General features: G+C 70.1%; 26 protein-coding genes. 12 read left to right on the top strand and 14 right to left on the bottom strand.

Translation table 11 applies throughout. From position 1 onward, the window contains the following. Positions 1-14: 14 nt before the first annotated feature. Positions 15-149 carry a hypothetical protein gene (locus tag B4N89_RS52625; protein ID WP_268812513.1) on the bottom strand — a complete coding sequence of 45 codons (135 nt, stop codon included), beginning with the start codon at positions 147-149 and terminating at the stop codon, positions 15-17. A 798-nt stretch (positions 150-947) separates the two neighbouring features. Continuing rightward, the gene (locus B4N89_RS16890; RefSeq protein WP_078979409.1) at positions 948-1,874 is read right to left on the bottom strand and encodes a cyclase family protein; all 927 of its coding nucleotides are present in this window, start codon (positions 1,872-1,874) and stop codon (positions 948-950) included. Positions 1,875-2,210: 336 nt separating this feature from the next. On the opposite strand from B4N89_RS16890, the gene B4N89_RS16885 reads away from it, so the two are divergent. From B4N89_RS16885 to B4N89_RS16875, 3 genes are all read left to right on the top strand, one after another. Beyond that, positions 2,211-3,137, top strand: a complete 927-nt coding sequence (locus tag B4N89_RS16885) for an SDR family oxidoreductase (protein WP_078976656.1) — start codon at positions 2,211-2,213, stop codon at positions 3,135-3,137. Between the two features lie 117 nt (positions 3,138-3,254). Next, positions 3,255-4,439 carry an acyl-CoA dehydrogenase family protein gene (locus tag B4N89_RS16880; protein WP_078976655.1) on the top strand — a complete coding sequence of 395 codons (1,185 nt, stop codon included), beginning with the start codon at positions 3,255-3,257 and terminating at the stop codon, positions 4,437-4,439. After that, positions 4,436-5,221 (top strand): SDR family oxidoreductase, encoded by a 786-nt coding sequence (locus tag B4N89_RS16875; RefSeq protein ID WP_078976654.1) that lies wholly within the window; start codon positions 4,436-4,438, stop codon positions 5,219-5,221. The genes B4N89_RS16880 and B4N89_RS16875 overlap by 4 nt, the downstream gene beginning before the upstream one ends. Before the next feature lie 105 nt (positions 5,222-5,326). Here B4N89_RS16875 and B4N89_RS16870 read toward each other — a convergent pair whose 3' ends face one another. Then, on the bottom strand, positions 5,327-5,590 hold the full coding sequence (locus B4N89_RS16870) for a hypothetical protein (protein ID WP_078976653.1): 264 nt from the start codon (positions 5,588-5,590) through the stop codon (positions 5,327-5,329). A gap of 315 nt (positions 5,591-5,905) precedes the next feature. On the opposite strand from B4N89_RS16870, the gene B4N89_RS16865 reads away from it, so the two are divergent. The 5 genes from B4N89_RS16865 to B4N89_RS16845 are packed head-to-tail and all read left to right on the top strand — an operon-like array spanning position 5,906 to position 10,413. After that, a complete protein-coding gene (locus B4N89_RS16865) occupies positions 5,906-7,087 on the top strand; it encodes an acyl-CoA dehydrogenase family protein (protein WP_078976652.1) in 1,182 nt (393 codons plus the stop codon). Between the two features lie 13 nt (positions 7,088-7,100). After that, entirely contained in the window at positions 7,101-8,267 is a 1,167-nt protein-coding gene (locus tag B4N89_RS16860) for a CaiB/BaiF CoA transferase family protein (RefSeq protein ID WP_078976651.1), read from the top strand. Beyond that, the gene (locus tag B4N89_RS16855) at positions 8,264-8,791 is read left to right on the top strand and encodes an FAS1-like dehydratase domain-containing protein (RefSeq protein WP_078976650.1); all 528 of its coding nucleotides are present in this window, start codon (positions 8,264-8,266) and stop codon (positions 8,789-8,791) included. The genes B4N89_RS16860 and B4N89_RS16855 overlap by 4 nt, the downstream gene beginning before the upstream one ends. Then, positions 8,788-9,261 carry a MaoC/PaaZ C-terminal domain-containing protein gene (locus B4N89_RS16850; RefSeq protein WP_078976649.1) on the top strand — a complete coding sequence of 158 codons (474 nt, stop codon included), beginning with the start codon at positions 8,788-8,790 and terminating at the stop codon, positions 9,259-9,261. The genes B4N89_RS16855 and B4N89_RS16850 overlap by 4 nt, the downstream gene beginning before the upstream one ends. Positions 9,262-9,273: 12 nt before the next feature. Beyond that, entirely contained in the window at positions 9,274-10,413 is a 1,140-nt protein-coding gene (locus B4N89_RS16845; protein WP_078976648.1) for an acyl-CoA dehydrogenase family protein, read from the top strand. A 104-nt stretch (positions 10,414-10,517) separates the two neighbouring features. Here B4N89_RS16845 and B4N89_RS16840 read toward each other — a convergent pair whose 3' ends face one another. The 4 genes from B4N89_RS16840 to B4N89_RS16825 all read right to left on the bottom strand — a co-directional run bounded on the left by B4N89_RS16840 (position 10,518) and on the right by B4N89_RS16825 (position 13,514). Continuing rightward, a complete protein-coding gene (locus B4N89_RS16840; protein WP_143657989.1) occupies positions 10,518-11,171 on the bottom strand; it encodes a hypothetical protein in 654 nt (217 codons plus the stop codon). A 318-nt stretch (positions 11,172-11,489) separates the two neighbouring features. Continuing rightward, on the bottom strand, positions 11,490-12,035 hold the full coding sequence (locus tag B4N89_RS16835) for an AAA family ATPase (protein ID WP_078976646.1): 546 nt from the start codon (positions 12,033-12,035) through the stop codon (positions 11,490-11,492). A gap of 157 nt (positions 12,036-12,192) precedes the next feature. Next, a complete protein-coding gene (locus B4N89_RS16830) occupies positions 12,193-12,762 on the bottom strand; it encodes a GNAT family N-acetyltransferase (RefSeq protein WP_235618653.1) in 570 nt (189 codons plus the stop codon). Between the two features lie 191 nt (positions 12,763-12,953). Next, a complete protein-coding gene (locus B4N89_RS16825) occupies positions 12,954-13,514 on the bottom strand; it encodes a dihydrofolate reductase family protein (protein WP_078976644.1) in 561 nt (186 codons plus the stop codon). Between the two features lie 295 nt (positions 13,515-13,809). Here B4N89_RS16825 and B4N89_RS16820 point away from each other — a divergent pair, with 295 nt between their 5' ends. Further along, on the top strand, positions 13,810-14,676 hold the full coding sequence (locus B4N89_RS16820; protein WP_078976643.1) for an AraC family transcriptional regulator: 867 nt from the start codon (positions 13,810-13,812) through the stop codon (positions 14,674-14,676). A 7-nt stretch (positions 14,677-14,683) separates the two neighbouring features. On the opposite strand, the gene B4N89_RS16815 is transcribed toward B4N89_RS16820, so the two are convergent. Together B4N89_RS16815 and B4N89_RS16810 are read right to left on the bottom strand one after the other, a co-directional pair. Then, positions 14,684-14,872 (bottom strand): hypothetical protein, encoded by a 189-nt coding sequence (locus B4N89_RS16815; RefSeq protein WP_078976642.1) that lies wholly within the window; start codon positions 14,870-14,872, stop codon positions 14,684-14,686. A gap of 281 nt (positions 14,873-15,153) precedes the next feature. After that, positions 15,154-15,933: an SDR family NAD(P)-dependent oxidoreductase gene (locus B4N89_RS16810; RefSeq protein ID WP_078976641.1), complete on the bottom strand. Its 780-nt coding sequence runs from the start codon at positions 15,931-15,933 to the stop codon at positions 15,154-15,156. A gap of 334 nt (positions 15,934-16,267) precedes the next feature. Here B4N89_RS16810 and B4N89_RS16805 point away from each other — a divergent pair, with 334 nt between their 5' ends. Then, the gene (locus B4N89_RS16805) at positions 16,268-17,056 is read left to right on the top strand and encodes a hypothetical protein (protein ID WP_078976640.1); all 789 of its coding nucleotides are present in this window, start codon (positions 16,268-16,270) and stop codon (positions 17,054-17,056) included. Between the two features lie 285 nt (positions 17,057-17,341). After that, on the top strand, positions 17,342-18,091 hold the full coding sequence (locus B4N89_RS16800) for a class I SAM-dependent methyltransferase (protein ID WP_161500740.1): 750 nt from the start codon (positions 17,342-17,344) through the stop codon (positions 18,089-18,091). Between the two features lie 192 nt (positions 18,092-18,283). On the opposite strand, the gene B4N89_RS16795 is transcribed toward B4N89_RS16800, so the two are convergent. From B4N89_RS16795 to B4N89_RS16780, 4 genes are all read right to left on the bottom strand, one after another. Beyond that, positions 18,284-19,270, bottom strand: coding sequence for an acyl-CoA dehydrogenase family protein (locus tag B4N89_RS16795; RefSeq protein WP_078976638.1), 987 nt, complete (start codon positions 19,268-19,270; stop codon positions 18,284-18,286). A 49-nt stretch (positions 19,271-19,319) separates the two neighbouring features. Next, positions 19,320-20,507 (bottom strand): acyl-CoA dehydrogenase, encoded by a 1,188-nt coding sequence (locus B4N89_RS16790; RefSeq protein ID WP_078976637.1) that lies wholly within the window; start codon positions 20,505-20,507, stop codon positions 19,320-19,322. Between the two features lie 123 nt (positions 20,508-20,630). After that, positions 20,631-21,539 (bottom strand): SDR family oxidoreductase, encoded by a 909-nt coding sequence (locus B4N89_RS16785; protein ID WP_078976636.1) that lies wholly within the window; start codon positions 21,537-21,539, stop codon positions 20,631-20,633. 267 nt (positions 21,540-21,806) lie between these two features. Further along, complete coding sequence (locus B4N89_RS16780; protein WP_078976635.1) at positions 21,807-23,069, bottom strand: amidohydrolase family protein; 1,263 nt, start codon at positions 23,067-23,069, stop codon at positions 21,807-21,809. A 98-nt stretch (positions 23,070-23,167) separates the two neighbouring features. On the opposite strand from B4N89_RS16780, the gene B4N89_RS16775 reads away from it, so the two are divergent. After that, entirely contained in the window at positions 23,168-23,782 is a 615-nt protein-coding gene (locus tag B4N89_RS16775) for an isochorismatase family protein (RefSeq protein WP_078976634.1), read from the top strand. A 77-nt stretch (positions 23,783-23,859) separates the two neighbouring features. On the opposite strand, the gene B4N89_RS16770 is transcribed toward B4N89_RS16775, so the two are convergent. Beyond that, positions 23,860-25,422 (bottom strand): class I adenylate-forming enzyme family protein, encoded by a 1,563-nt coding sequence (locus B4N89_RS16770; RefSeq protein WP_078979408.1) that lies wholly within the window; start codon positions 25,420-25,422, stop codon positions 23,860-23,862. Positions 25,423-25,478 lie beyond the last annotated feature (56 nt).

Here is a 25,478-nt window from a genome sequence, read left to right as displayed (position 1 = left end):
CGTCCCCTAGTACCTCAGCCGGCGTGCGGCGTGAGCACGACCCCCAACGCGTCCCCGTCCAGGGTGACGCGCACCGACGCGTCGAGCGCCGCCGCCAATCGAGCAGCCAAGCCCGGCGTGGGCACCGTGCCGCCCGGTTCGAGCCGCATGATCTGCCTCCGCGTCAGCTCCCGCTCGGCGGGCCAACTCCCCTTGCGAAACGCCCAACGCCGTCCGCCGCTCGTAGACCGCCTGCCCGAAGTCGAAGGCGATCCGGATCCCCATCCGCACAGCCGCGACCTCGGGCGGCTCGGCATCGCCGGTCGCGCGGCGCCGCTCCCGAGCAAGCTGCCATCGCGCGTGGTCCATGCGGACTCTCCCGTCGTGGTGCCGCGATCAACCCCCGTGTGCGGATCAACGCTCGCCCCACCGACCGCACGTGCCAACTCCGCCTCGCAGCCCGGGGCTCACGCCCCAGCGCTGATCGTATCCGCGAAGTGGCCTTTGCCAGCGCGGCGTTGAGCCGAGACGACCGCCGCGACCAAAAAGCTTGCCGGCGAGCGGCGCCGGGTAACGCGTGTCCAGCAGTTGCCGACTACCGAGAGCTTTGTGGCGCCGCACCGCACCGGTGACACGGCGCCGCGAGGGCACGGCGGTGTGGGAGTTGCCAAAGTGACAGCTGTGTCGCGCGCATCGCGGCGCGGACGAATCGTGATCTGTCGCGTGAAATCGGCGCCCCGAGGGTGTTGACGGGCCGTCCGACACTGATCACCCTGAGTGTGGCGGTCGTTCGCGAGGGGACGACGAGGCGCCCGGGTCGTGCCCCGGGTTTCCTCGACGAAGTGGGACCGCCGCCGTTCCGGGCCTCGTCGCGGTGCCCGGAACGCACGCGGGCCCCGGGACAGGCCGATCCTGTCCGGGGCCCGCGCGCCGTGCGATCTACGTGTGTTCGGGACGTGGCCGGTCCGCTACTTGATCGCCACCGGGTTCACCGGCGTCCCCACGCCCCCCACGAAGGGCTCCGGCGACGCCTCCAGGAAGAACTCGTACACGCCATCCGCCGCGCAGTCCTCGGACAGCTCCTCCAGGTTCCAGTTCTGGCCCTGGAGCATGCCCATCTCCACCAGGTGCAGCGCGTGCACCGCCATGAAGCAGTCCTCGATCTCCGGCGGGAACACCTCGAACGTCACGGTGTCGTTCGCCACCGCCGCCACATCGCGCGCGTGGAACCACTCGGGCGTGCGCACCGACAGGCCGGGGCCGTAGAAGTACATGTCCTTCTCGCCCGCGAAGTACTGCCGGATCTGCCCGGTGCGCACCAGCACGATGTCGCCCGCGCGCACCTTCACGCCGCCGAACTCCTCGGCCGCCTCCAGGTCCGCCGGCGTCACCGCGTACTCCGGCGCCAGCATGTCCACACCCTTGGCCCGCGCCACGTCCAACAGCACCCCGCGCGAGACCAGGGTCTTCACGTTGTGGATGCCCAGCCTGCGCGCGCCCTCCTCGGCGGTGACCATCTCCTTCGCCGAGTGGCCGTTGTACAGCCGGTCGTCGTACGTCGCGTGGGTCAGCCCGTCCCAGTGCGTGCCCGCCTGGATGCCCATCGTCACCGCGTCGTCGCTGGTGGCCACCGTCCCGGGGCCGAAGACCTCGTGGTTGACCAGGAACGTGGTGCGCTTGGGGTTGTCCCGGCCCGGGATCATCCCGTTCTGGATGCCGTCCTCGCGCAGCTCGACGGCCAGCGAGAAGCGCTTGCCGGTGCGGACACAGCCGGCCGCCGCCCGGACCACGTCGTCCGTGATCAGGTTGATCGTCCCGATCTCGTCCTCCCGGCCCCAGCGGCCCCAGTTGTTCACGCGTGCGGCCAGTTCGTGGAACTCGGGGGGCAGCGACATGGGGGCCTCCTCCAGGCGGTGGTGACACGTGCCGACGGGCACGAATACCGACGGGCACATTCTCGAACGAATCCGGGAAGCGTGCGCCGTGCTGTGTGCTGCGGCACTCTACCCAGGAAAACTAACGGATCGTCAGATAATGTCGAGAGGGCGTTCTCACAGGCCGCGCACCTTGCGTACGCAAGGCCGCGAGGCTGTTGTACGCCCGCGCCCGGCGGGACCGGCGGCCCCGGCCGCACCGACCGAACCGGACGCGCCACGACCGACCCGACCTGGGCCTCGGCCCTCGATTCCCGGGGCCTACTGGCGAGGCCACCGACAAGGAGCGGACAACACATGGGTGACTTCCTCACGGGCAAGGTAATCGCGGTCACCGGCGCCGGCCGGGGCATCGGCCGGGCCGTGGCGCTCGCCGCCGCCGCGCACGGCGCCAAGGTCGTCGTGAACGACTACGGCGTCGCCATGGACGGCAGCGCGCCGACCAGCGAGGTCGCCGACGCCGTGGTGAAGGAGATCGAGGCGCTGGGCGGCGAGGCCGTCGCGGTCGCCGACTCCGTGGCCACGATGGAGGGCGGCGCGCGCATCGTGCAGGCCGGCGTCGAGAAGTGGGGCCGCATCGACGGCGTCGTCACCGTCGCGGGCAACCTGCGCGAGCGCATGCTCTTCAACATGACCGAGGACGAGTGGGACAGCGTCATCGCCACCCACCTCAAGGGCACCTTCACCGTCGTCCAGGCCGCCTCCAAGGTGATGAAGACCCAGGGCTTCGGCTCGATCGTCGGCTTCACCTCCGGGGTGTACGCGCTCGGCTCGGTCGCCCAGGCGAACTACGCCGCGGCCAAGGGCGGCATCGTCTCCTTCGTGCGCTCCGCCGCGCTGGGCCTGAACAAGTACGGCGTCAACGCGAACTGCGTCGCGCCGGTGGCCCGCACCCGGATGTCCGAGGGTGTCCCGCAGACGCTCAAGGAGATCGGCGACCCCGAGGACGTCGCGGAGCTGGTGGTCTTCCTGCTCTCCGACCACGCCAAGAACATCACCGGCCAGGTGTACACGACCGCCGGACCCAAGATCGCGCTGTGGGACCAGCCGCACGAGATCAAGACGATGTACGCGGCCGACCGCTGGACGGCCGAGGAGATCGCCGAGAAGCTGCCGACCCAGATCGGCCAGGATCCGATGCCGGTGCTCGCCCAGCTCAAGGAGTACGCGGCCGCCGCGGCGAAGAAGAAGGCCGCCGAAGCCGCGGCCGCCGCCGGCAACTGACGCGACCCCGACAGGCGACGCGCGCGGGGTCGGTGCGCACCGACCCGGTCCCCCGACCCCGCGCGCGCGGCCGTCGTCCCGTTCCGACGACGACGCGGCGACGAGATTGGACTGGCTGTGGATTTCCGGTACAGCGCCGAAGACGAGGAGTTCCGGGCCGAGGTCCGCGCGTGGCTCCGGGAGAACCTTTCCGGGGAGTTCGCCGCGGCGGTCGGTACCGGCGGTCCCGGCAGCGAACACGAGCACTTCGAGATCCGCCGGGCGTGGGAACTGCGCCTGGGCGAGGGCGGCTGGATCGGCCTGGCCTGGCCCCGGGAGTACGGGGGCCGCGAGGCGTCGCTGATGCAGCAGGTGATCTTCGGCGAGGAGTACGCCCGCGCCCAGGCGCCCGGCCGGGTCAACCACATGGGCGAGAACCTGCTCGGCCCGACCGTACTCGCGTTCGGCACCGACGAGCAGAAGGCCCGCTTCCTGCCCGCCATCGCCCGCGGCGAGGAGCTGTGGTGCCAGGGCTACTCCGAGCCGGGCGCCGGCTCCGACCTGTCCAACCTGCGCACCTCCGCCGCGATCGACCCCGAGTCGGGCGACTGGCTGATCACCGGCCAGAAGGTGTGGACCTCGCTCGCCCACGAGGCGAACTGGTGCTTCGTGCTCGCCCGCACCGATCCCGGCTCACAGCGGCACAGGGGCATCACCTTCCTGCTCGCGCCGATGGACCAGCCGGGCATCGAGATCCGCCCGATCGTGCAGCTCACCGGCACCAGCGAGTTCAACGAGGTGTTCTTCGACAAGGCCCACGCGCGCGCCGAGCACGTGGTGGGCGAGGTGGGCGCGGGCTGGAGCGTGGCGATGGGCCTGCTCGCGTTCGAGCGCGGGGTGTCCACGCTGGCCCAGCAGATCGGCTTCGAGATCGAGTTGGACAAGGTGGTCGCCGAGGCGAAGTCCAACGGCGCCATCGCGGACCCAATCCTGCGCGACCGGCTGCTGCAGAGCTGGATCGACCTGAAGGTGCTGCGCTGCAACGCGCTGCGCACGCTCGGCTCGCCCGATCCCGGCGCCGCCTCGGTGGCCAAGCTGGTGTGGGCGGGATGGCACCAACGCCTCGGCACGCTGGCGATGGACGTGGCCGGCGTCGAGTCCACTCTGGCCGCCGCGGCACCGTACGAACTGTCCGAGGCGCAGCGCCTGTTCCTGTTCACCAAGTCCGACACCATCTACGGCGGGTCGAACGAGGTGCAGCGCAACATCATCGCCGAGCGCGTCCTCGGCATGCCCCGTGAACCGCGAGGAGACGCCAAGTGAGCCCCACCGCCGCCCCCACCTACGTCGAGGGCCACGGCCTGCTGACCGGCAAGACGGTCCTGATCACCGCCGCGGCCGGCACCGGGATCGGCTTCGCCGCCGCCAAGCGCGCCGCCGAGGAGGGCGCCGTGATCGCGATCAGCGACAAGCACGAGCGCCGCCTGGGCGAGGCCGCCGACGAACTCGCCAAGCTGATCGGGTCGCGGCCGTTGGCCGTGCCGTGCGACGTCACCGTCGAGGACGACGTGCGGAACCTGATCGACACGGCCGCGCGCGAACTCGGCGGCATCGACGTGCTGATCAACAACGCCGGGCTCGGCGGCGAGGCCAACGTCGTCGACATGACCGACGCGCAGTGGGACCTGGTGATGAACGTGACCCTCAACGGCACGTTCCGCTGCACCCGGGCGGCGCTGCGGCACATGCGGCCGCGCGGGAAGGGCGTGATCGTCAACAACGCCTCGGTGCTGGGTTGGCGGGCGCAGAAGGGCCAGGCGCACTATGCGGCGGCCAAGGCCGGCGTGATGGCGCTGACCCGCTGCTCGGCGGTGGAGGCGGCGGAGTTCGGGGTACGGGTCAACGCGGTCGCGCCGAGCATCGCGATGCACGCGTTCCTGGCGAAGGCGTCGTCGGAGGAACTGCTCGACGAGCTGTCCTCGCGCGAGGCGTTCGGCCGCGCCGCCGAGCCGTGGGAGGTGGCGAACGTGATGGTCTTCCTCGCCTCCGACTACTCGTCGTACATGACCGGCGAGGTGGTCTCGGTCAGCTCACAGCGGGCATAGGTCGTCGCCACGGCGGGCGGGATCACCGCGCGCCGCCACTTCTTGACGCAGCGTCAGTTCCGGCACCGCAGCCACGGTGCCCGGCGGCGTACCGCTGACGCTGCGTCAACACCCGGTCCTGGGACGGGGTATCAACCCGCGCAGCGACCCGACCGGGCGTCGGCGCGCGCCCGCCCAGTCGGGCCCGCGGCTGCCGCGGGCGAGGAAATCGAGGATGTCGGGCAGGAGTTCGGCGACCCGGTAGGGCGGCCCGTCGGCGTCGGTCTCGTCCGGGTCGGGGCCGGTCGCGTCGTCGGGTTCGAACGCCGACCACTCGGCCTCGCACCACGGGTGCTCCCGACCGCATTGCGGGCAAGCATTTCCGCTCATGTCCACCCACGATAGGTGGTCGATCGCGGACGCGCCGTAACTTTTCCGGACTTGTCCAGAACCGGTTCGTCGGCCCTGGCGTGATCATGCCCGCCCCGGCGCCCCCGCACGCCCCGGCGCGTACGCGGGCGCCGAACCGCAGGCCGCCCCGAACCCGACGAGACGGGGCCCACACATCATTTGCCGACCGCCACTCGAAATGAACCCAGGCCGGTGTTACCTTGATCTGACTATCCGTCAGGTTCTGTGCCGGCTGCCTCACCTGCACGTACACAGGTGAGGCTGCCGGCATGGGCGCGCCCCGAAAGGCGACCCGTGGACTTCGACTTCTCCCCCGACCAGACCGCGTTCAGCGAGACGGTCGAGCGGTTTCTCGACGCCAATCCCGACCCCGAAGTGTTCGATGTCACCCGGGAGAACATGGCCCAGGTCGTCGACACCCCCGCACGCCGCGCCTACATGCGCAAGATGGCCGACCAAGGCTGGCTCGGCATCACCTGGCCCGAGGAGTGGGGCGGCCAGGACGGCGACGGGGTCTACGAATACCTGCTCAACGAAGCCCTCGCCGGGCGCGGTGGACCGCAGATCGGCAAGGGCGTCGGCATCATCGGCAAGACCCTGCTCGCGCACGGCAGCGACAAGCTCAAGGCCGAGTTCCTGCCCAAGATCCTGAACAACGAGGTCGAGTTCGCGGTCGGCTACAGCGAGCCCGAGGCCGGCTCCGACGCCGCCTCGATGAAGCTGCGCGCGGTCCGCGACGGCGCGGGCTGGCGCCTCAACGGCCAGAAGACCTGGACCACTTCCGCGCACTTCGCCGAGTGGTACTGGGTCGGCGCGCGCACCGACCCCGACGCGCCCAAGCACCACGGCATCACGCTGTTCCTGGTGCCGATGGACCACCCGGGCATCACCGTCCGGGCGATCTGGACGATGGGCGACGAGCGCACCAACGATGTCTTCTTCGACGACGTCTGGGTCTCCGACGAGTACGTGGTCGGCGAGCTGAACAAGGGCTTCCAGTACATCTCCCAGGCGCTCGACCTCGAACGCTTCACGATGTTCTCGTTCGCCCCGATCCAGCAGCGGCTGAACGTACTGACCGAGTACGTCAAGGAGGCCACGCGCGACGACGAACCGCTGCGCGAGGACCCGATCGTGCGCAAGCAGTTGGCCACGCTCGTCACCGAGGCCGCCGTGGCGCGCCTGCTCGGGCTGCGCGTGGTGGCCGCCGCGGCAGGTGGCGGAAAACCGCCCACGGTCGAGGCGTCGGGCTACAAGCTCTACGCCACCGAGCTGTCCAAGCGGCTCGCGAACGCGTCGATGGACATCGCCTCGCCGGGCACCCAGCTGCGGGTGGGCACGGAGGACGCGCCGATGACCGGTCGCGCCGACTCGACCTACCGCTACACCGTGCTCGACACGATCGGCGGCGGCACCTCCGAGGTGCAGAAGAACATCATCGCCCGGCGCGGTCTCGGCCTTCCCAAGAACTTCTGACGGGGTCGAGGTCATGTCCGGAGAGTTCCTGCAAGGCGTCACCGTATTGGACCTGGCGAGCGTGGGCCCCGCCGCCCGTGCCTCGCGCTGGCTGGCGGACTACGGCGCCGACGTGATCAAGGTCGGCCCGGTCCCGGCCCGGAGCGGCGTGCAGATCGCGCCGCCCTACTACTCGTACAGCGCACACCGGCGCATGCGGCGCGTGCTGCTCGACATGAAGGCGCCCGAGGGCCGCGAGGCGTTCCTGACCCTGGTCGAGGGCGCCGACGTGGTGATCGAGAGCTTCCGCCCCGGCGTGGTGGACCGCCTGGGCATCGGCCCGGACGCGGCCTCGGCCCGCAACCCCTCGATCGTCTACTGCTCCACCTCCGGCTTCGGCCAGGACGGCCCGTACGCCCAGCAGGCCGGCCACGACCTGAACTACCTGGGCGTGGGCGGCTTCCTGCACGTGTCCGGGCCGGGCGCCGACGGCGGACCGCCGATCCCGGGCGCGACCGTGGCGGACAGCGCGGGCGGCGGGATGCACGCGGTGATCGCGATTTTGGGCGCGCTGTTCCGCCGGCAGCGCACCGGCGACGGCGCCCGCCTGGACGTCTCGGTGGCCGACGGCATGCTTGCGCTGATGGCGCTGGGCGTGGACGAGTACCTGGCCACCGGCGTCGAACCGGAGCCGCGGCACGGCATTCTGACGGGCCGTTACGCGTGCTACGACACCTACCGCGCGCGGGACGGCAAGTGGCTGGCGGTGGCGGCGATCGAGGGCCGCTTCTGGGCCAACCTGTGCCGGCTGACCGGGCTGGACAAGTGGGCGTCGCGCCAGCTCGACGACGACGCGCAGGACGCCATCCGGGCGGACCTTTCGACGGTGTTCGCCGGCCGCGACCGGGACGACTGGGTGGCCGAGCTGGCCCCCGCCGACACCTGCGTGTCGGCCGTGTCGTCCGTACCGGAACTGCTGGCCGACCCGCAGTATCTGGCCCGCGGCGCGTTCACCACCGCAACCCACCCCGCCCAGGGCGAGTTCCGCCAGGTGGGCCCGGTACTGGCCGGTCAGCAGGCGCCGACCGAACCGTACCCGGTCCGCGAATCCGGGATCACCGACACCGACGAGCTGCTCGCCTCGGCCGGGTACTCCCCCGACCGGGTGGCCGAGCTTCGTGCTTCAGGAGTGGTCGCATGACGGCACAGGACACCGCGCTGCCCGAGGACGTGGCGGCGCTGATCGGCAAGGTCCAGTACGAGAAGCGGGCTGACTTCCCCGCCGAACGCGGCTACATCTGGACCTCGTGCGCGTCGGTGCAGAACGGCAATCCGCTGTTCTGGGACGACGCGGTCGCGGCGGAGCTGACGGGTGGCCACATCGCCCCGCTCAGCCTGCTGTCCGCGTGGGCCCGGCCGCACTACTGGGCACCCGGCGCGGAGGGTGAGCAACTGTCCCTCCAGGTGCACTTCGACCTCAAGATCCGCTTCGAACTGCCCGAGGCGATCATGACCGACAACACCAACGTGTTCTACGAACCGGTACGCCTCGGCGACATCGTGACGTCGCGTCAGGTGCTTCGGTCGGTCAGCCCGGAAAAGCGCACCAAGCTCGGGATCGGCCGCTTCTGGGTGATCGACGTCGAGTACCACAACCAGGACGGCGCCCTGCTCGGCACCGAGTCCTACACCGGTTACGGCTACCGTCGGGAGGCCGGCGCATGAGTGACCTGATCCTGGATCGACTGGCCAAGGGCGACGCGCTGCCGACCTTCGGCGTGGACGTCACCGCGACCACGGTCATCCTGGGCGCACTGGCCAGCCGCGACTGGCGGCCGATGCACCACGACCACAAGTTCGCGGTCGAGCGCCAGGGTGTACAGGACATCTTCCTGAACACCCCGAACCAGGCCGCCTGGTTCGAGCGCTACCTCAACGACTGGACCGGCCCGAAAGGCCGAATCGGCCGGATGGTGTTCCGGATGACCAAGCCGGTCTTCCCGGGCGACCACATGCTGCTCACCGGCACGGTGGACGACGTCTCGGTGGACGAGACCGGCTGCGGCTGGGTCCGGGCCGAGATCTCGCTGACCGTCGACGGCGCGGTCCGCACCACGGCCACCGCGCGAATCGCGTTGCCCACCACCCCCGACGACAACCCGTGGGACCGGCGCGGCGAGCGCTGGAAGCCCTAGAGGAGACGCGCGATGGACCTCGATTTCACCCAGGAACAGGACATCCTCCGGGAGACCGTGCGCGGCCTGACGGCCCGGCACGCCGACCTCACCGTCGTTCGCGAGCTGGAGAACGACCCGGTCGGGTACCCCAAGGACTTCTGGAAGAAGCTCGGCGAGTCCGGCCTGACCGGTCTGACGCTGCCCGAGAAGTGGGGCGGGTCGGAGATGACCACGCTCGACGCGACCGTGGTCTACGAGGAGTTCGGCCGCTCCCTCGCGCCGACTCCGCACTTCGTCAGTTCGGTGCTGGTCGGCGGTGTGCTGGCCGCGGCCGGGTCCGACGAACAGCGCGAGAAGTACCTGCCGGGCATCGCGGCGGGCACGACCATCGCGAGCGTGGCGTGGCTGGAGCCGGACCGCGGCTTCGGCGGCAAGGGCGTCGCGCTGGCGGCCCGCGCGGACGGCGAGGGCTACCTGCTGTCCGGCACGAAGCGGCACGTCGCCTACGCGGCGGCGGCCGACGTCCTGCTCGTGCTCGCCCGCACCGGCACCGCGGGCACCCCGGGCGATCCCGCCCAGGGTGTGTCGCTGTTCCTGGTCGACCCGAAGGCGGCCGGGGTCACCACGACCCAGCAGCAGACGATCGCCTCGGACACCCAGTACCGGGTGGAACTGGCGGATGTGCGCGGCGAGTTGGTCGGCACGGCCGGGGCCGGTTGGCCGGTCTGGTCGGACGTCCTGCACGACGGCCTGATCCTGCTCGCGGCTCAGGCGGTCGGCGGCGCCAAGCGCGCTCTCGAGATCACCGTCGAATACGCCAAGCACCGCAAGCAGTTCGACAAGCCGCTCGGCGCCTTCCAGGCGATCGCCCACAACCTGGCCGACGCCTCGACCGCCGTCGACGGCGCCGAGACCCTGGTCTGGGAGGCCGCCTGGTCCCGCGACAAGGGCCGCGACACCGCCCGCCTGGCCCCGATGGCCAAGCTCTTCGCCGCCCGCACCTACCGCGAGGTCACGGACCTGGCGGTACACGTCCACGGCGGGATGGGCTTCACCCTGGAATGCGACGTGCAGTTGTACTTCCGGCGCGCCAAGTCCCTGCAACTCAACTGGTGGGACGACCGCTACCTGGAGGACCTGATCGCGGCGGACGTGCTCGACAAGGGCTGAGGCCACTGCCCGGCGGCACGGCACGCCACGTCATCCGGCCGAAGGCGGCACCCGCGACACAGCGGGTGCCGCCTTCGGTCGTCCGCGGGCCGCCCCAGCGCGCCTTACAGGCCGGTGGGGGGCTTCAGGTCGATGGGCTTGTCGAGTTCGGTGATGTCGGTGGTCAGGTGGGTGATCGGGGTGCGCTGCGTCCACCGGCGCAGATATCCGTGGTCGCCGGGCGTGAAGTAGGCGATCAGCGTGCCCTTCTGCACACCGAAGCAGCGCACGCCGTCGATCTCGATGGGCTCCACGATGGTCAACGCCTCCGGGTGGGCGGCCTGTTCATAGAGCACCTGGGCGTAGGTCGGTATCCCGTCGACGTCCCCGCTCGACATCGACGGGTGCTCCGGGTCGACGGCATACCGCTCCCACGGGCCGCGGCCGTCACGGCTGAACAGGTCCTTACCGATCACGATCTCCTCGATCGCGAAGTCGCCCTCCCGAACACTGGTGCGGCTGCCCTTGCCCGCGACCATCCGCAGATCCATCACGGTCGGCGAACTGTTGTCGCTCTCGGCGGTCTTGACCATGTGCAGCGACGAGGCCGAGCGCACCCGCTCGATCCCGGTACGCACGATCCGAGCCACCTCTTCGGGCGGCGTGGTCTGCGCCGCGGCGGGAACGGCCTCGGCGGCCACACTCGGAGCAGCCGAGACCCGAGCCGAGGAGGCACGCTCGGCGGTACATCCGGCCAGGACCAACGCAACGGCACCCACAACAGGCACCATGAACAGGCGCAACGATTCCTCCAGGAAGCGAACACGCGACGAATCCGCGCACGTTGAGCCTACGACCCACGAATTCCCGCTCCCCCCGGGCCCGGTACCGAACGGCTCCGGTCCGTCCGAGATCGTGGCTCGTCCACCCGTGAGGTGCCGAAGACGCACCAATGCGATTCGGCATGCCCAAGGACGGGCTTCACGGGACGAGTTCACGTCGATGGTGACGCTCGGCGGCAGAAAGCTCGACGTCGCCGTGCGCGATCCGCCCAAGACCCGGTGTCGGCTCGTCGAGGAGGCGGATGCCGCCGTCGATCAACCCGCCACGCGGGCGGTGGCCAGGTCCGCGAGGATGCCGTCGACCGTCCGGTCCGGGGTCAGGTCGGAGGTGTCCAGCCACAGCCCGAGGCGTGGGGTGTCCCGGCGCAGGGCCCCGTCCAGGGCGTCCACCGTCCAGGGGCCGCCGTAGCCGGTCTTGGTACGGCCGGCCTCCCGACCCGTCACCGCTTCGGGGGTCGGGGCGAGGACGACGACGTACAGGGGCCGTGTGGCCACGGCGTCCACGAACGCGGCGAGGTGTTCGCCGAGCACCACGTCCTGGACGACGACGGTCCACCCCGCCCGGGCATACATGTCCGCGACCGCCGCGGATGCCGCGTGGCGCAGCCGCAGTTGCTCCGTCGCCTCGACGGACGGCCGAGGGGTGACCTCCTCCCGGCCGGACACGATCATCCGCCGGAACGTGTCGCCGCGCAGGTGTACGGAACACGGCAGCCGCTCGGCCAACAACTGGGCGACGGTGGACTTCCCGGCCGCCATGACGCCCGTGACGAGCACGATCGCCGAATCGAGCTCCCGCACCGCGAACCCCCTCGTAGTGAGCCTTCAAACCGAACGCGGAACCCCGAACCCGGAAACCCGCGAGCCCGAATCCACATCGGAATCCGAAACCTGCCCAAGGCCCGGCCGGCCGATACCGATCCCGCAACTCCCCACCTCACCCGGGGAGTTCGAAGCCTCAACCGCCCACGGCGTCCTCGGCGAACTCCCCTGGGCGGTCCAACCGCCAGACCACGTCGATCCCGGTGCCGGAGGGAGCCACCGGCGGCGTCCCCGGTTCGCGCCGGATCTCGGTGAAGCCCAACCGACGCGGTATCGCCTCGCTGGCGGTGTTGGCCACGTCGTGCGTGATCTCCACATACTCCGACTCCGGCAACCTGAACGTCTCTTCGACCAGTGCCGCGGTCGCCCTGGTCGCGATGCCCTTGCCGGTCGCGGCGGGGTGCAGCCAGTAGCCCAGGCGACGGCCCTGCGGTTCGGGTGCACGGTAGGTCTGGCACATGCCCACGGGAGTGCCGTCCCGGACGATGGCGTAGTTGTACACGTCACCGTTGGCCCAGCCCGTCTCGAACCGCTCGAGCAGCTTGCGGGTGTACTCCTCGCTGTGCCGAGTCACCCAGTGCTCCCAAGGGCGAAGGTGGTCCACGGACTCATCGATCAACGTGAACGCCGCAGCGAAGTCGTCCCGCGCCCGCCAACGCCGCAGGACGAAGTCTCCACATTCGATGATCTGCCTCGGTTGCGCCATGACCGCCATGATCGTTTGCACACCGCCGCTCCGCAACGGGGCTACATCGGCCACCCGTCCCCAAGGACCGACACCCGCAAGCCGCGCGGAGACCCGCGCTCCGGGCGGGGCGCACGGGGGCACAGGAACGCGAAAGCACAGGAGCACCGTGCCACGAACCACCCGCCGCCGGCCCTCCGATCACCACCACCTCATCGGACCTGATACCGCAGCAGCGCAACCCCGTTCCCGAAGGCCCGGTTCTCCACCAGTCGCAGGTTCGTCTTGTCGTCCGTCGGCCGGAACATCGGCTTGCCGCGGCCGATCAGCACCGGGTAGACGTACACCACGTACTCGTCGATCAGGCCCAGCCGCTGGAACGTAGCCGCCAGGTCCGCACCGCCCACCACCATGTCGCCGCCCGGCTCCGCCTTGAGCGCCATGATCTCCTCGGGCACCACTTCCCGCTTGATCGTGGTGTTCCAGTCGGTGCGCTCCCACGTACGCGAGAACACGATCTTCGGCATGTCCCGCCAGATCGCGGCGAACTCGACCATCGGCCCGGTGTTCTCCGGATCGGCGTCCGCCGTCGGCCAGAAGTCGGCCATCAACTCGTGCACGACCCGCCCCTGAAGAAAGGCGCTCATCGTCCGCAGCCGCTCGTTGATGTGTGCGTGCAGCTCGTCGTCGACCAGGTGCCAATCGATCTCCCGATTCGGCCCCTCCATGAAGCCGTCGAGTGACATCGACGACCAATACACGATCTTCCGCATCGCACACCTCACCGAACTCGTCACCGACCGGACGGAACCACACCGCGTGCGGCCGGCCACTCGTCACACACGCCGGAAACGGCACAATTCACCTCAACCGTTCCCCGCCCAGATCCCCACACGCGGCTCGCCCCACACTCCCAGACGGCGACGACACCACCCGGCCGCCCACCCGACCGAACCGGGCACAGGATGTCGGGTCCGCCCTGCCCCACCCTTCCTAACGTTGTCGACGCAACGAAAGAACGCATTGACGCAGAAACGCACGAACGCAGAAGGGAAGAAGGAATCCGCAGTGCTGGAGCAGCTGAACCAGGCCCTGGACCACATCGAGTCGCATTTGGACCGCGACATCGACGTGGCCGAGTTGTCCCGGATCGCGATGACGTCGGAGTACCACCTCCGCCGCCTGTTCTCCGCGTTGGCCGGGATGCCGCTGTCGGAGTACATCCGACGCCGACGGCTCACCCTGGCCGCCGCCGAGGTGCTGGCCGGCGAACGCACCCTCCTGGAGGTCGCGGTCCGCCACGGCTACTCCTCGGGCGAGGCGTTCGCCCGGGCGTTTCGCGCCGTGCACGGCGTGGGCCCCGGCGAGGCCCGGCGTACCGGTGCGGCCCTCAGCGCACAGCCGCGGATGTCCTTCCGACTCGTCGTCGAGGGGAGCAGCAGCATGCGATATCGGATCGTGCACAAGGACGCGTTCCACGTGGTCGGCAAGAGGGCCCGGGTCCCGCTCGTCCACGAGGGCGTGAACCCGGCGATCGCCGCCTTCGTCGGAGGCATCGACCAGGAGACCACCGCCCGCATCAAGTCCCTGTCCGACCAGGACCCGGACGGGATCGTCGCGGTCACCGACGACCTCGACCCCAGCCGCGCCGAGGGTACCGAACTCGACTACTGGCACGGCGTCGTGACGAGCAATCAGGTCCCCGACGACCTCGACGCACTGGCCGTCCCGGCCGGCACGTGGGCGGTCTTCGAGAACTCCGGCCCGTACCCGCAGGCCCTGCAATACCTGTGGCGCGACATCTTCACCCAGTGGTTCCCGTCCAACCCGTACCGCAGCCGCCCGGGCCCGGAAATCCTCCGCGTCCGCCCCACCCAGGACGGCACCCGAGCCGACGCGGCCCTGTGGATCCCGGTGGAACCCACCGCGTCCTGAGCCGGGTTCACCAAAAGCTCAGGGCGACACCGAGGTCAGGGCCGCAACACTCCCAGCACTCGATGTCATCCGTCTCGGACAGGGACTCCCCGACGTACCAGCGGCCGGCCAGGTCCCGAACCACCCGAAGCCACTCCACGCCGATCACACAGTCGACGTGGAGTGGCTCGCCCTGGTGGGTGACCACGTCGGGCACATCGAGAATCCCCGCCTCGGGACAGCCGGTGAGCCGCCGGATCCGATCTCGGCAAGCTCGCCGGCCCACGCCGCCGCCTCGGCATCCGCACCCAGCGGCAGGTCGATCTCGAACGCCGTGTGCTCCCGCTCCCCACTCCTGCCGCTGCCCGCCCCCGTCGGGGTCGGTGTCGCCGCCCATGGTGACGCGGTACGAGCCGGTGCCCGTCGGCCGGGACACCGTGAGCGCCGGCGCGCACCGCCTCCCACATCCTGCGGCCCGCGACCACCGGCCACCGGCCGTCAGACGCCGTAGCCACCGTCCACGTCCAGCTTCTGGCCGCTGATGAAGCCCGCTCGGTCGGAGGCCAGGAAGCAGACCGCCTCGGCGATGTCCGTCGCGCCGCCGAAGCGTCGCAGCGGGATGTTCCGACGGGCCACGTCGAGTGCTCGGTCGTCGAGGTCGCCGCTGTCGATCAGCCGCGCGGCCATGCCGTCGGTGAGCATGCCGGGGCCGACGCAGTTGGCGCGCACCCCGAAGCGGCCCTCCTCGGCCGCGATGCCGCGCACGATGGCCTCGACCGCGCTCTTCGTACAGGACGACAGGCCGTCCCGCACCGGGAATCGACTGGTGGCCGCCGTGGTGACCGCGACCAGGCTGCCGTTGCCCGCGGCGCGCAGGTGCGGCAGCGACGGGTGGACCAGGTTGAAGAACGCGGCCGCGTCGCCGTCCAGTTGCTCGCGGTACTGCGCCGGGGTGACCCGACTCAGGTGCAGCATCGGTACGTGCGGCCCGGCCGCGTACACCACCGTGTGCACCCCGCCGAACTCCGCCGCCGCCTCCGCCACGAACGCCGCCACCGCATCCGCGTCGGTCAGATCGACCCGCCACGCGCGAGCCCGCCGCTTGTACTCGGCCCGGGCCTCCTCGGCGACGGCCTCGGTCGCCGCGGCCCCGTTGCGATAGGTGACCGCCAGGTCCGCCCCCCGCTCGGCGAACATCCGGCAGATCGCGGCCCCGATCCCGCCCCCGGCCCCGACGACCACGACCGCCCCCGCCCGGCTCCCGAAGTCGCGCTCCATGACTGGCTCCCTAGCTGCCGAGCTGATGCTGATCTGACGATCAGTCAGATGTAGCCCCCGACTCCGGAACTGTCAATGGATCCGCGCCCGACCTGCCCAAACGGGCAAACCGGCGGTCCGCGCCGGCCACGTCGAGCACTGCGACGGGTCACCCGGAGGCGGATCATGGCCCCGAGGGCCGGACCGCTACGCTGCACCGCAGAGGCTTCGAACGGCGGATCGACGGGGCAGCTCGCCAAGCGAAGCAACCGGCGGGCACCTTCAACCGATTCGGCACCCGGCACCCGGCACCCGAACCCGCCTCCCCGTCGCCGTCCCTCGCGGAGGTCCTTCCTTGATACGCCTGCGCCCGCTGATCCGTCCGCGCCCGCGCGCCTTCACCGGCTTGTTGACGATCGTTCTGCTGACCACCGCCACGGCATGCGACGGCGCGGCGGAATCGATCGCCCGCGACGCCTCCCCGCGGACACCCGGCGTCACCGCCACCCCGACGCCGTCCGCGCGCAAGACCGCGCCCGACGCCGCCCCCCGCCTGTCGGCGATCGAACTGAAGCGTCTCCTCGTCGGGGAGACGGACCTGCCCGCGGGCTGGATCAGCGTCTTCGACAACGACCAGGGCGACGAGAAGAAAGCGGAGTCCACCGGCTGCGAGCGCCTGTCGATGCTGATGAACCCGTCGTCGGGGGTCTACCCGGTCCTGGGCGCGGCCTCGATCGTGGCTCGGAAACCGGCCCCCGGCGGGAAGTCGTACGCGCTCGCGGGTTCCGCACTGACGTCCCTGTCCGCCGATGACGCACAACGGATCATTCCGGCGATTCGGGATCTGCTGCCCCGGTGCCCGGACGAGCGGTACGAGCGGGAGGGCATGTTCGGCCGGGTGACCACACGAGAAATCGCCCGTCCCCGCCTGGGTGACGACAGCATGGGCATCGAGATCGTCACCCGGGTCGAGGACACGGGCCAGGCATGGGCGCACTCGATCGTCCTGGTTCGCGTGGGCAGCACGCTGATACGGGTCACGTACGTCAATCTCACCGGCGCCACACCACAACCTCCGGGCGAGGCCCTCCTCCGCAAGCAGGTCGACCTGGTGACGGCCGCCACGCCCCCAAGCCGCAGCTGACTCCGAAGAAAGGTCGGCCCCGAACGCGAGCGAGGACGGCGTCCGGTCGGCCCGGCGACCCGCCCGGACGTCCCGTCGTCCCGCCCGCGCCGACATCCCGTAGCGTAATCCCCGCCGGACGCACAGCGACCGGCAACGACAGAACCATCAGCGGGGTGTTCCACACCGGGAGGCCGAACCGACATGGCGTTGCCACCGTCCGAAGCCAATCCGTCCGAAGCCGGTCCGTCCCAAGCCGGTCCGTCCCAACCCCCATCGCCCGACGACCCGATCCGCGTCCTCGATGTGACCACCGACGACTACCGTCGAGCCTTCGAGCTCTTCCTCGCCGGCTCGGACGAGAAGGCCGTCACCCACGCCCACCTGCTCGCCCTGGTCGAACGGCTGCCTCGGCGCTCGGTTTTCCTCGACATCGGAGCGGGTTCCGGGGCGACCACGCGATACCTCGGCAGCCACTTCGAGCGCGCCGTCGCCATCGAACCCAGCAAGTACATGCGCGACGCCCTGCGCCGCACCTACCCGGAGGCGGAGGTGCTGAGCGATCCCGTCGAGACGGCCGAGCCGGGGGTCCTCGCCGACTTCGCGCTGTGCTCGCACATGTTCTACTTCCTGCCGGCGTCGCAGTATCTGCCCACGGTGCGCCGGTTGCTCGGCTGGGTCCGGCCGGGCGGCGAACTGGTCCTCATCCTCCAGAACCCGAACAACGAATGCATGCGCCTGGTCAGGCACTTCTTCGACATCCGCTTCGACCTGTCGAGCACCGCGAACGCACTCCGCACCGGCCACGAAGACCTGGTCGGGTCCTGCACCCTCGAAACCCTGCCGGTCCGCTTCCACGCCGACAACCTCGCCGACACCCTCGCGGTGGCCGAGTTCATGGCCAACGTCCCGGACCTGGCCGAACGCCCCACCCGGCCCACCCGAAAAGACCTCGAACAGTACGTCCTGAAGCACTTCGCCGACCCGGACGGCACCGGCTTCACCATCACCCACGACCACGACATCGTCCGAATCCGACGATCCACCCGCCCATAGTTCCGCCCTCTCGGCCGCACACCCTCCGGGAATCGGAGGGCTCGGCTCGGAGGCAGGACGGCGGGATCGGATGGGACCGAGCCCGGTGCCGGGGCGGCACCGGGCGGTGCCGCCCAGTGGAAAACCCCGGCAGTGCGTCCGGTGGGTGACAAGGCCGCCCGACCGCCGAGGCCCTCGGCCGTTTCCTTGCGATCAAAGCGTGGCGGCCAACGCCGCCTCGTTCTCCTCCGCCGCCCCGAACTGCGTCGCATGCACCCACGAACGCTTCACATACAGATGCACGTCCACCTCCCAGGTGAACCCCATCCCCCCATACACCTGCGTGGCGTCCTTCCCGTTCCGCGTCGCCGCGTCGTCCCCCATCACCTTCGCCGTCAACACCGCTACCTCGGCATCCCCCACGGCCGGATCATCCAACGTCACCGCCGCCGCGTACACCGCCGCCCGAGCGATCTCGGTCCGCACCAGCATGTCCGCACACAGGTGCTTGACCGCCTGGAAACCCCCGATCACCCGACCGAACTGCTCGCGCTCCTTGGCATACCGCGTAGCCAACTCGGTGAGCCGCCCCGCAATGCCCAGCTGCAGCGCCGCCGTGAGCACCGCCCCGACCCGCCGCCACTCCGCCACAACCCGCGCATCGGCCACCGCCTCGCCGACCGGCAACTCGTCCACCGCCGTCACCGGCGTGAACGGATCCACCGGATGCGCGACCGACGTCCCTCGCACCAAAGCCGGATCCACCCGCCGAATGCCGTCGTCCGTCAGCACCAACAAACAATCGAGCGCGTCCAGATGCTCCACGAGCAGCGGCCACGATTCGCCGTCGATCAGCCCGACCACCACGTCACCCGCGGCCGCTTCCTCGCCCAGCCGCCCCGGCAACGACGCGGCCAGATGCGTGGCCACCAGCGGCCCGGGCAACAACGCCCGCCCGGCCTCCTCGTACACCAAGACCGCCTCGGCCACTCCGAGTCCGACCCCGCCGGCCTCCTCGGCGATCCGCAGCGAGAAGAACCCGGTCTCGGCCAGTTCCCGCCACAGCGCACGATCCACCATGCCGGGCACCGGCGCGGTGTCCACCAGCGCCCGCATCCGCTCCCGGTCGAACCGGCCCTCGCAGAACTCCCTTACCCCGGACCGCAGATCGCGCTGGTCCTCGCTCAGCTGGAAATCCATGTCCCGATCACCTCCTCGCTCGACCTCGGCCGAAATCCCACGACCCCGCTCACCGTTCCTTCGGCAGACCGAGGATGCGCTCGCCCACGATGTTGCGCTGGATCTGCGACGTACCCGCCGCGATCGTGTACGACAGCGACGAAAGCCGCTCGTCCATCAGCGTCGCGCCCGGCAGCCCCGCGACGTCGTCCACCGCCAGCGCGGCCCGTCCGAGCAGCCGGTGCGCGAGTTCGTACACCTTCTGCTTCGTCTCGGAGAAGCGCAGCTTGAACACCGAGCCGCCGACCCCGGGCACCCCGGACCGCTGCGCCTCGGACACGTTCCACTTGGTCAGCGCCCACAACGCCTCGAACTCGGCGGTCAGGTGCCCCAGTTCGCGCCGCAACGCGACATCGTCCCAGGCGGTTTCCTGACGTCGCGTCACCTTCTTCGCCAGAGCCGCCAGTTCGTGCAACAGCCGTTGACACGCCACCACTTCGCTGACGAACGCGGTACCGCGCTCGAACGACAGGGTGACCATGGTGACCCGCCAGCCGTCGTTCTCCTCGCCGACCCGGTTGGCCACCGGCACCCGTACGTCGTCGAAGAACACCTCGGCGAACTCCGAGGTCCCCATCACCGTTTCCAGCGGCCGGATGGTGATCCCCGGCGTGTCCATCGGCACGATCAACCAGGTGATGCCCTTGTGCTTGGGCGCGTCCGGGTCGGTCCGCACCAACATCTCGCAGTAGTCGGCCACTTCGGCGTGCGAGGTCCAGATCTTCGAGCCGTTGACCACGTAGTCGTCGCCGTCCCGAACCGCCCGGGTGCGCAGCGAGGCGAGGTCGCTGCCCGCTCCCGGCTCGGAGAAGCCCTGGCACCACACGTCGTCACCGCGCAGGATCCCCGGCAGATACCGCCGCCGCTGCTCGTCGGTGCCGGCCGCGTCGATCGTCGGCCCCGCGTGCAGCAGGCCGACGAAGTTCGCCCCCACGTAGGGCGCGCCGGCCCGCTCGGTCTCCTCCAGGAAGATCAGGTGCTCGGTGGGCGTGGCGCCCTTGCCGCCGGCCTCGACCGACCAGTGCAGGCCCGCGTATCCGGCGTCGAACAACAACCGCTGCCACGCCGTGTCGTAGGCGCGCCGCCCGGGCCAGTCGTTGCGATCGGGCTTGGGTGGCAGCAACGGGACGGCCTGATCGAGCCACGCGCGCAATTCCGCGCGAAAGCCCTCCTCGGCCTCGGTGTACCGCAGGTCCATGGTCGTCGACTCCCTGTCGAACTGGGAACGGGCAAACGAAAAACCGAACGAAGACGGCCGAACCGCGGCATCCGACCGCAGCGGCCGAACCGCAAACGACCCGACGCGACGGCCCCGCGGAACTCAGGCCCCGTACACCGGAGTCGGCGTCGGCGCCTCGTCGAGCAGCTTCGCCACCACCGGCCCCAGCTCGGCCGGCTCCCATCGCCGGCCCGCCGTGGCCTCGGGGCCGTGCTGCCATCCGGTCGCGACGGAAACCTTGTCCCCCTCGACCTCGAAGACCCGCCCGGTCACCTCCCGCGACTGGGTCGAACCGAGCCAGACCACCAGCGGCGACACGTTCGCCGGGTCGTAGAAGTCGAAGCCGCCGTCCTCGGGCTTGCGCACCAGGTCCGGCATGGCCTCCTCGGTCATCCGGGTGCGCGCGGCCGGCGCGATCGCATTGGCCGTCACCCCGTAGCGGCCCATCTCCACCGCCGCGATCTGGGTCAGGCAGGTGATCCCGGCCTTGGCCGCCGCGTAGTTGCCCTGTCCGACCGAGCCCATCAGCCCCGCGCCCGACGTGGTGTTGATCAGCCGCGCGTCGACCTCGACGCCCGCCTTCGCCTGGGCCCGCCAATACGCGCCGGCGTGCCGCATGACCGCGAAGTGCCCCTTGAGGTGCACCCGGATCACCGCGTCGAACTCGTCCTCGCCCAGCGAGACGAGCATGCGGTCGCGCAGGAAGCCCGCGTTGTTGACCACCACGTCCAGCCGGCCGAACGTGTCGATGGCGGTTCGCACCAAGCGCTCCGCGCCCTCCCAGTCGGCGACGTCGTCCGCGTTGACCACCGCCTTGCCGCCCAGCGCCTCGATGTCGGCCACGACCTGCTGGGCCGGCCCGAGCGAACGCCCGTCGCCCTGGCGCGAGGCACCGATGTCGTTGACCACCACGTGCGCGCCCTCGCGGGCGAATGCCAGCGCGTGCTCGCGCCCGATGCCGCCGCCGGCACCGGTGACGATGACGACGCGCCCCTCGCAGATCCCACTCATTCCAGGCCCCTCTGGTGTAGAAGACCGACGCCGTACCGAGGACCGACCCGCGTCGAATACCTCGGAAGCGGCCCGCCGAGAGAATCGACGAGCCGCCCCCTACCACCGCACCGCGAGCCACTGCCATGACCACGCGGCACGTCCGTACCGAAGAACCGAGCCGGGCCGACCCGAACCCACCCGATCCCACCCAAATCGAGCTGAGCCAACCCGAGCCGGATCACACCACCGGAAGCACCCCGAACCGGCCCGCAGCAATCGGCTGCCTCAAGCCCCCACACGCACCCGGTCCCGATCGAGATCAAGATCGAGCATCCGGATCGCATTACCCCGGATGATCTTGTAAACGGTCTCCGCTCCCAGCCCCGCCAGGTGCTCCTCGGCGATCTTCTTCGTGTGCGGCCACGTGGAGTCGACGTGCGGGTAGTCGGTCTCGAACGTGACGTTGTCCTCGCCGATCACATCGAGCGAGTTGACCCCGTGCCGGTCCCGAAAGAAGCAGGCGAACATGTTCCGCCGGAAGTAGTACGACGGCGCCTCGGGCAACACCTCACCGGTGACCGCCCAGGCCCGGTGCTCCAGCCACACGTCGTCCATCCGCTCCAGGGCGTACGGGATCCAGCCCATCTGCCCCTCGGAGTAGGCCAGCTTGATCTTCGGGAACCGCGCGGGGATGCCCGCGAAGATGAAGTCGGCCATCGAGGCCATCGCGTTGTTGAAGCTCAGCGACGCCTGGACCGCCGCCGGCGCGTCCGGCGAGGCGGCCGGCATCGTCGAGGACGAACCGATGTGCATGTTGATCGTCACGCCCAGGTCGGCGCAGGTCTCGAAGAACGGGTCCCAGTAGCCGGTGTGGATGCTGGGCAGGCCGAGGAAGGCCGGGATCTCCGAGAAGCACACGGCGGTGACCCCGCGTGCCCGATTGCGCTTGATCTCCTCGACGGCGAGGTGCACGTCCCACAGCGGGATGATGATCAGCGGGATGAGCCGCCCGCCGGAGTCGCCGCACCACTCCTCGACCATCCAGTCGTTGTAGGCGCGCACGCACGCGAGCGCGACCTCCTTGTCCGCGGCCTCCGAGAAGGTCTGGCCGCAGAAGCGCGGGAAGGTCGGGAAGCACAGCGATGCCTCGACATGGTTGACGTCCATGTCCTTCAGCCGCTCGGCCGGGTCGTACAGTCCGGGCCGCATCTCGCCGCGCGTGATGCCTTCGAGGGTCATCTCGTCCCGGCTGAACCCGACCGCGGCGATGTTGCGCTTGTACGGGAAGCGCAGATCCTCGTAGAACCACCAGTCGGCCGGTGGGCCGTTCGGATCGGTGGTGATCTTGTAACTCGCCCCGGTGTACTCCAACCGACCGATGCCCGTGGTGACCGGCTTCGGGCCGCGCTCGTGGTACTTCTTCGGCAACCAGCGCTCGAACAGGTGTGCCGGCTCGATGACATGGTCATCGACGCTGATGATCTTCGGCAGTTCACCGAAGGAGTTTCCGGACTGCGTGGCAGCCTGTCCGGGCTGGTTGGTGCTCATCGGCCCCTCCCGCTCACTAAATCTGATGGACCGTCAGATTTAGCGTAATCTCTGGGCGGAGGGAACCACAAGCTGACTCAACGTCAGGAGAATCACGGATGGCCCTGCGTCTCGAAGAACTGATCGACCCCGGACACACCGCGTTGATCACCCAGGAATGCCAGAACGGAGTGATCGGCACGCAGGCGGTGTTCCCCGCGCTGACCGCGCACACCGGGGGGCTGATTCCGGCCGTCGATCGGCTCGCCAAGGCCGCTCGCCGGGCGCGGGTTCCGGTCGTGCACTGCCTGGCGGTGCGCCGCCCGGACGGCCGGGGCGCCAACACCAACGCCCGGATGTTCGGCGCCGCGGCCAAGGCGCCGGTGCTCCTGGCCCCCGGCTCGGACGCCGCCGCGGTGGCCGACGGGATCACCGTCCATCCCTCCGACCTGGTGCTTTCCCGCTACCACGGGCTCGGCCCGATGGCCGACACCGGACTCGCCGCCGTGCTGCGGAACCTGGGCGTGCGTACCGTCGTGGGCGTCGGCGTCTCGCTCAACGTCGGCATGCTCAACTTCGCGATGGACGCGGTGAACGCGGGATTCCAATTCGTCGTACCGCGCGAGGCGGTGGCCGGTTTTCCCCCCGAATACGCCGAGGCCGTACTCGCCAACACCTTCAACGCGATCGCGACGATCACCACGGTGGACGCCGTACTGGCCGCCTGGGCCTGACCCCTGATGCCCCGTCACCAATTCGATGACGGGGCATCAGCAGCGGTTCGGGGTGGCCGGATTCGTCGAACCGTCGGTCAGCGCCGGGGTGTCCAGGGCTTCTTGTCGTACTCCTCGCGCAACTTGAACTTCAGCACCTTGCGCAGCGTCTCGTTCCGCGGCAGCGCGTCGACCAGTTCCAATTGTTCCGGGATCTTCTGCGTCATCAGCCCGGCCTCGCGCAGGTAGCCGACCATCTCGGCGAATTCCAGGTCGGATTCACCCGGTTGGCGCTCCACCACGGCGCAGACCCGCTCTCCGCGCTCGCGGTCGACCAGGCCGATCACCGCCGCGTCGGCGACCTTCGGGTGGGCGAACAGCAGGTCTTCGATCTCGCGCGCGGAGATGTTCTCCCCCTTGCGGATGATCACGTCCTTGAGCCGACCGGTCAGCGAGAGGTGTCCGTCGGCGCGCAGTCGACCCAGGTCGCCCGTGCGGAAGAAGCCGTCCTCGTCGAACGCGTCGGCGGTCAGCGCGGGGTCGGTGTATCCCTTGAACACCATCGGCCCGCGCAGCCTGACCTCGCCCTCCTCGCCGACGTCCGCGACGGAGCCGTCCGCCCGCGCGATCCGCACCTCGATGCCGCTGACCGGCTTGCCCTCGGTGTACGAGCGCTGGTCCTCGGAGTCGTACGGTCCGCCCTGGGCGATCATCGGCGATTCGGTCATCCCGTACCCGTGGCACAGGATCGCCCGCATCTCGTCGCGCACCTCGCCGACCAGCTCCGGCGGCTTGGGCGCACCGCCGCCGGAGACGATCCGCAGGGTCGGGATGATCTTCTCGCCGGGCTGCTTGCGCTGCTCGTTCAGGAACGCGACGTAGAACGCGGTCGAGCCGCCGACCATGGTGACGCCGAGCCGCTTGTACACCGGCACCACGCCCGCCGGGTCGAAGTTCTCCACGATCACCGCCGGGAAGCCCGAGGCGAGCACGGTCACGATGTAGTCCGGGCCCGCGATGTGCGCGTACGGGAACGCGATCGAGCCGATGTCGCTCTGCGACATGTCCAGCGCGACGGCCAGCCCCTTGCCGCCCGCGAGCAGCGTCGAGTCGCTGTGCTGGACGCCCTTCGGGTCGGACGTGGTCCCGGAGGTGTAGTAGAGCCAGCGCACCTCGTCGCCGTCGGTCGGCGCGGGCGGCAGGTCGGCCGGATCGCCCTCGGGCAGCTCGTCGTAGGCGACCATGACGCGCGGCGCCGGACTCAGCTCCTTGGCCAGCGCCTCGCCCATGGCGACGAAGTCGAAGCCCTTCCACTCGCGCGGACACAGGAAGAACTCGGCCCCGGTCTGCCGCAGACAGAACCCGACCTCCTTCTCCCGGTAGAACGGGATGATCGGGTTCTGCACCGCGCCGAGCCGGGCCAGCGCGAACGAGACCACGATGGACTCGATCCGCGTGGTCAACTGCCAGGTCACACGGGTCCCGGCGGTGACGCCGAGCGCGTGGAAGCCCGCGGCCACGCGCTCGGCCCACGCCTTGAACCCACCGAAGGTGACCCTGCGGTCCTCCGGATCGAGCAGCATGGGTACATCGGGAGACGCCGCCGCGCGGCGCTCCACCAGCTCCCAGAGAGTGGTGGCGTCGTAGATCGGGTCAGACACGTGTCCTCCGCGCGGGAAGCCGGGGCCGGGGTACATCGCCGGGGCATGGCGAAGCC

The sequence above is a fragment of the Embleya scabrispora genome (assembly GCF_002024165.1).
Lineage (GTDB): Bacteria > Actinomycetota > Actinomycetes > Streptomycetales > Streptomycetaceae > Embleya > Embleya scabrispora_A.
This window is presented reverse-complemented; position numbering and strand designations above follow the sequence as displayed.

Coding starts and splice junctions, on each gene's coding strand:
- B4N89_RS52625 (WP_268812513.1), bottom strand. CDS start 149: ATGCGGCTCGAACCGGGCGGCACGGTGCCCACGCCGGGCTTGGCTGCT.
- B4N89_RS16890 (WP_078979409.1), bottom strand. CDS start 1,874: ATGTCGCTGCCCCCCGAGTTCCACGAACTGGCCGCACGCGTGAACAAC.
- B4N89_RS16885 (WP_078976656.1), top strand. CDS start 2,211: ATGGGTGACTTCCTCACGGGCAAGGTAATCGCGGTCACCGGCGCCGGC.
- B4N89_RS16870 (WP_078976653.1), bottom strand. CDS start 5,590: ATGAGCGGAAATGCTTGCCCGCAATGCGGTCGGGAGCACCCGTGGTGC.
- B4N89_RS16860 (WP_078976651.1), top strand. CDS start 7,101: ATGTCCGGAGAGTTCCTGCAAGGCGTCACCGTATTGGACCTGGCGAGC.
- B4N89_RS16855 (WP_078976650.1), top strand. CDS start 8,264: ATGACGGCACAGGACACCGCGCTGCCCGAGGACGTGGCGGCGCTGATC.
- B4N89_RS16850 (WP_078976649.1), top strand. CDS start 8,788: ATGAGTGACCTGATCCTGGATCGACTGGCCAAGGGCGACGCGCTGCCG.
- B4N89_RS16845 (WP_078976648.1), top strand. CDS start 9,274: ATGGACCTCGATTTCACCCAGGAACAGGACATCCTCCGGGAGACCGTG.
- B4N89_RS16830 (WP_235618653.1), bottom strand. CDS start 12,762: ATGGCGCAACCGAGGCAGATCATCGAATGTGGAGACTTCGTCCTGCGG.
- B4N89_RS16825 (WP_078976644.1), bottom strand. CDS start 13,514: ATGCGGAAGATCGTGTATTGGTCGTCGATGTCACTCGACGGCTTCATG.
- B4N89_RS16810 (WP_078976641.1), bottom strand. CDS start 15,933: ATGGAGCGCGACTTCGGGAGCCGGGCGGGGGCGGTCGTGGTCGTCGGG.
- B4N89_RS16795 (WP_078976638.1), bottom strand. CDS start 19,270: ATGGATTTCCAGCTGAGCGAGGACCAGCGCGATCTGCGGTCCGGGGTA.
- B4N89_RS16790 (WP_078976637.1), bottom strand. CDS start 20,507: ATGGACCTGCGGTACACCGAGGCCGAGGAGGGCTTTCGCGCGGAATTG.
- B4N89_RS16785 (WP_078976636.1), bottom strand. CDS start 21,539: ATGAGTGGGATCTGCGAGGGGCGCGTCGTCATCGTCACCGGTGCCGGC.
- B4N89_RS16780 (WP_078976635.1), bottom strand. CDS start 23,069: ATGAGCACCAACCAGCCCGGACAGGCTGCCACGCAGTCCGGAAACTCC.
- B4N89_RS16775 (WP_078976634.1), top strand. CDS start 23,168: ATGGCCCTGCGTCTCGAAGAACTGATCGACCCCGGACACACCGCGTTG.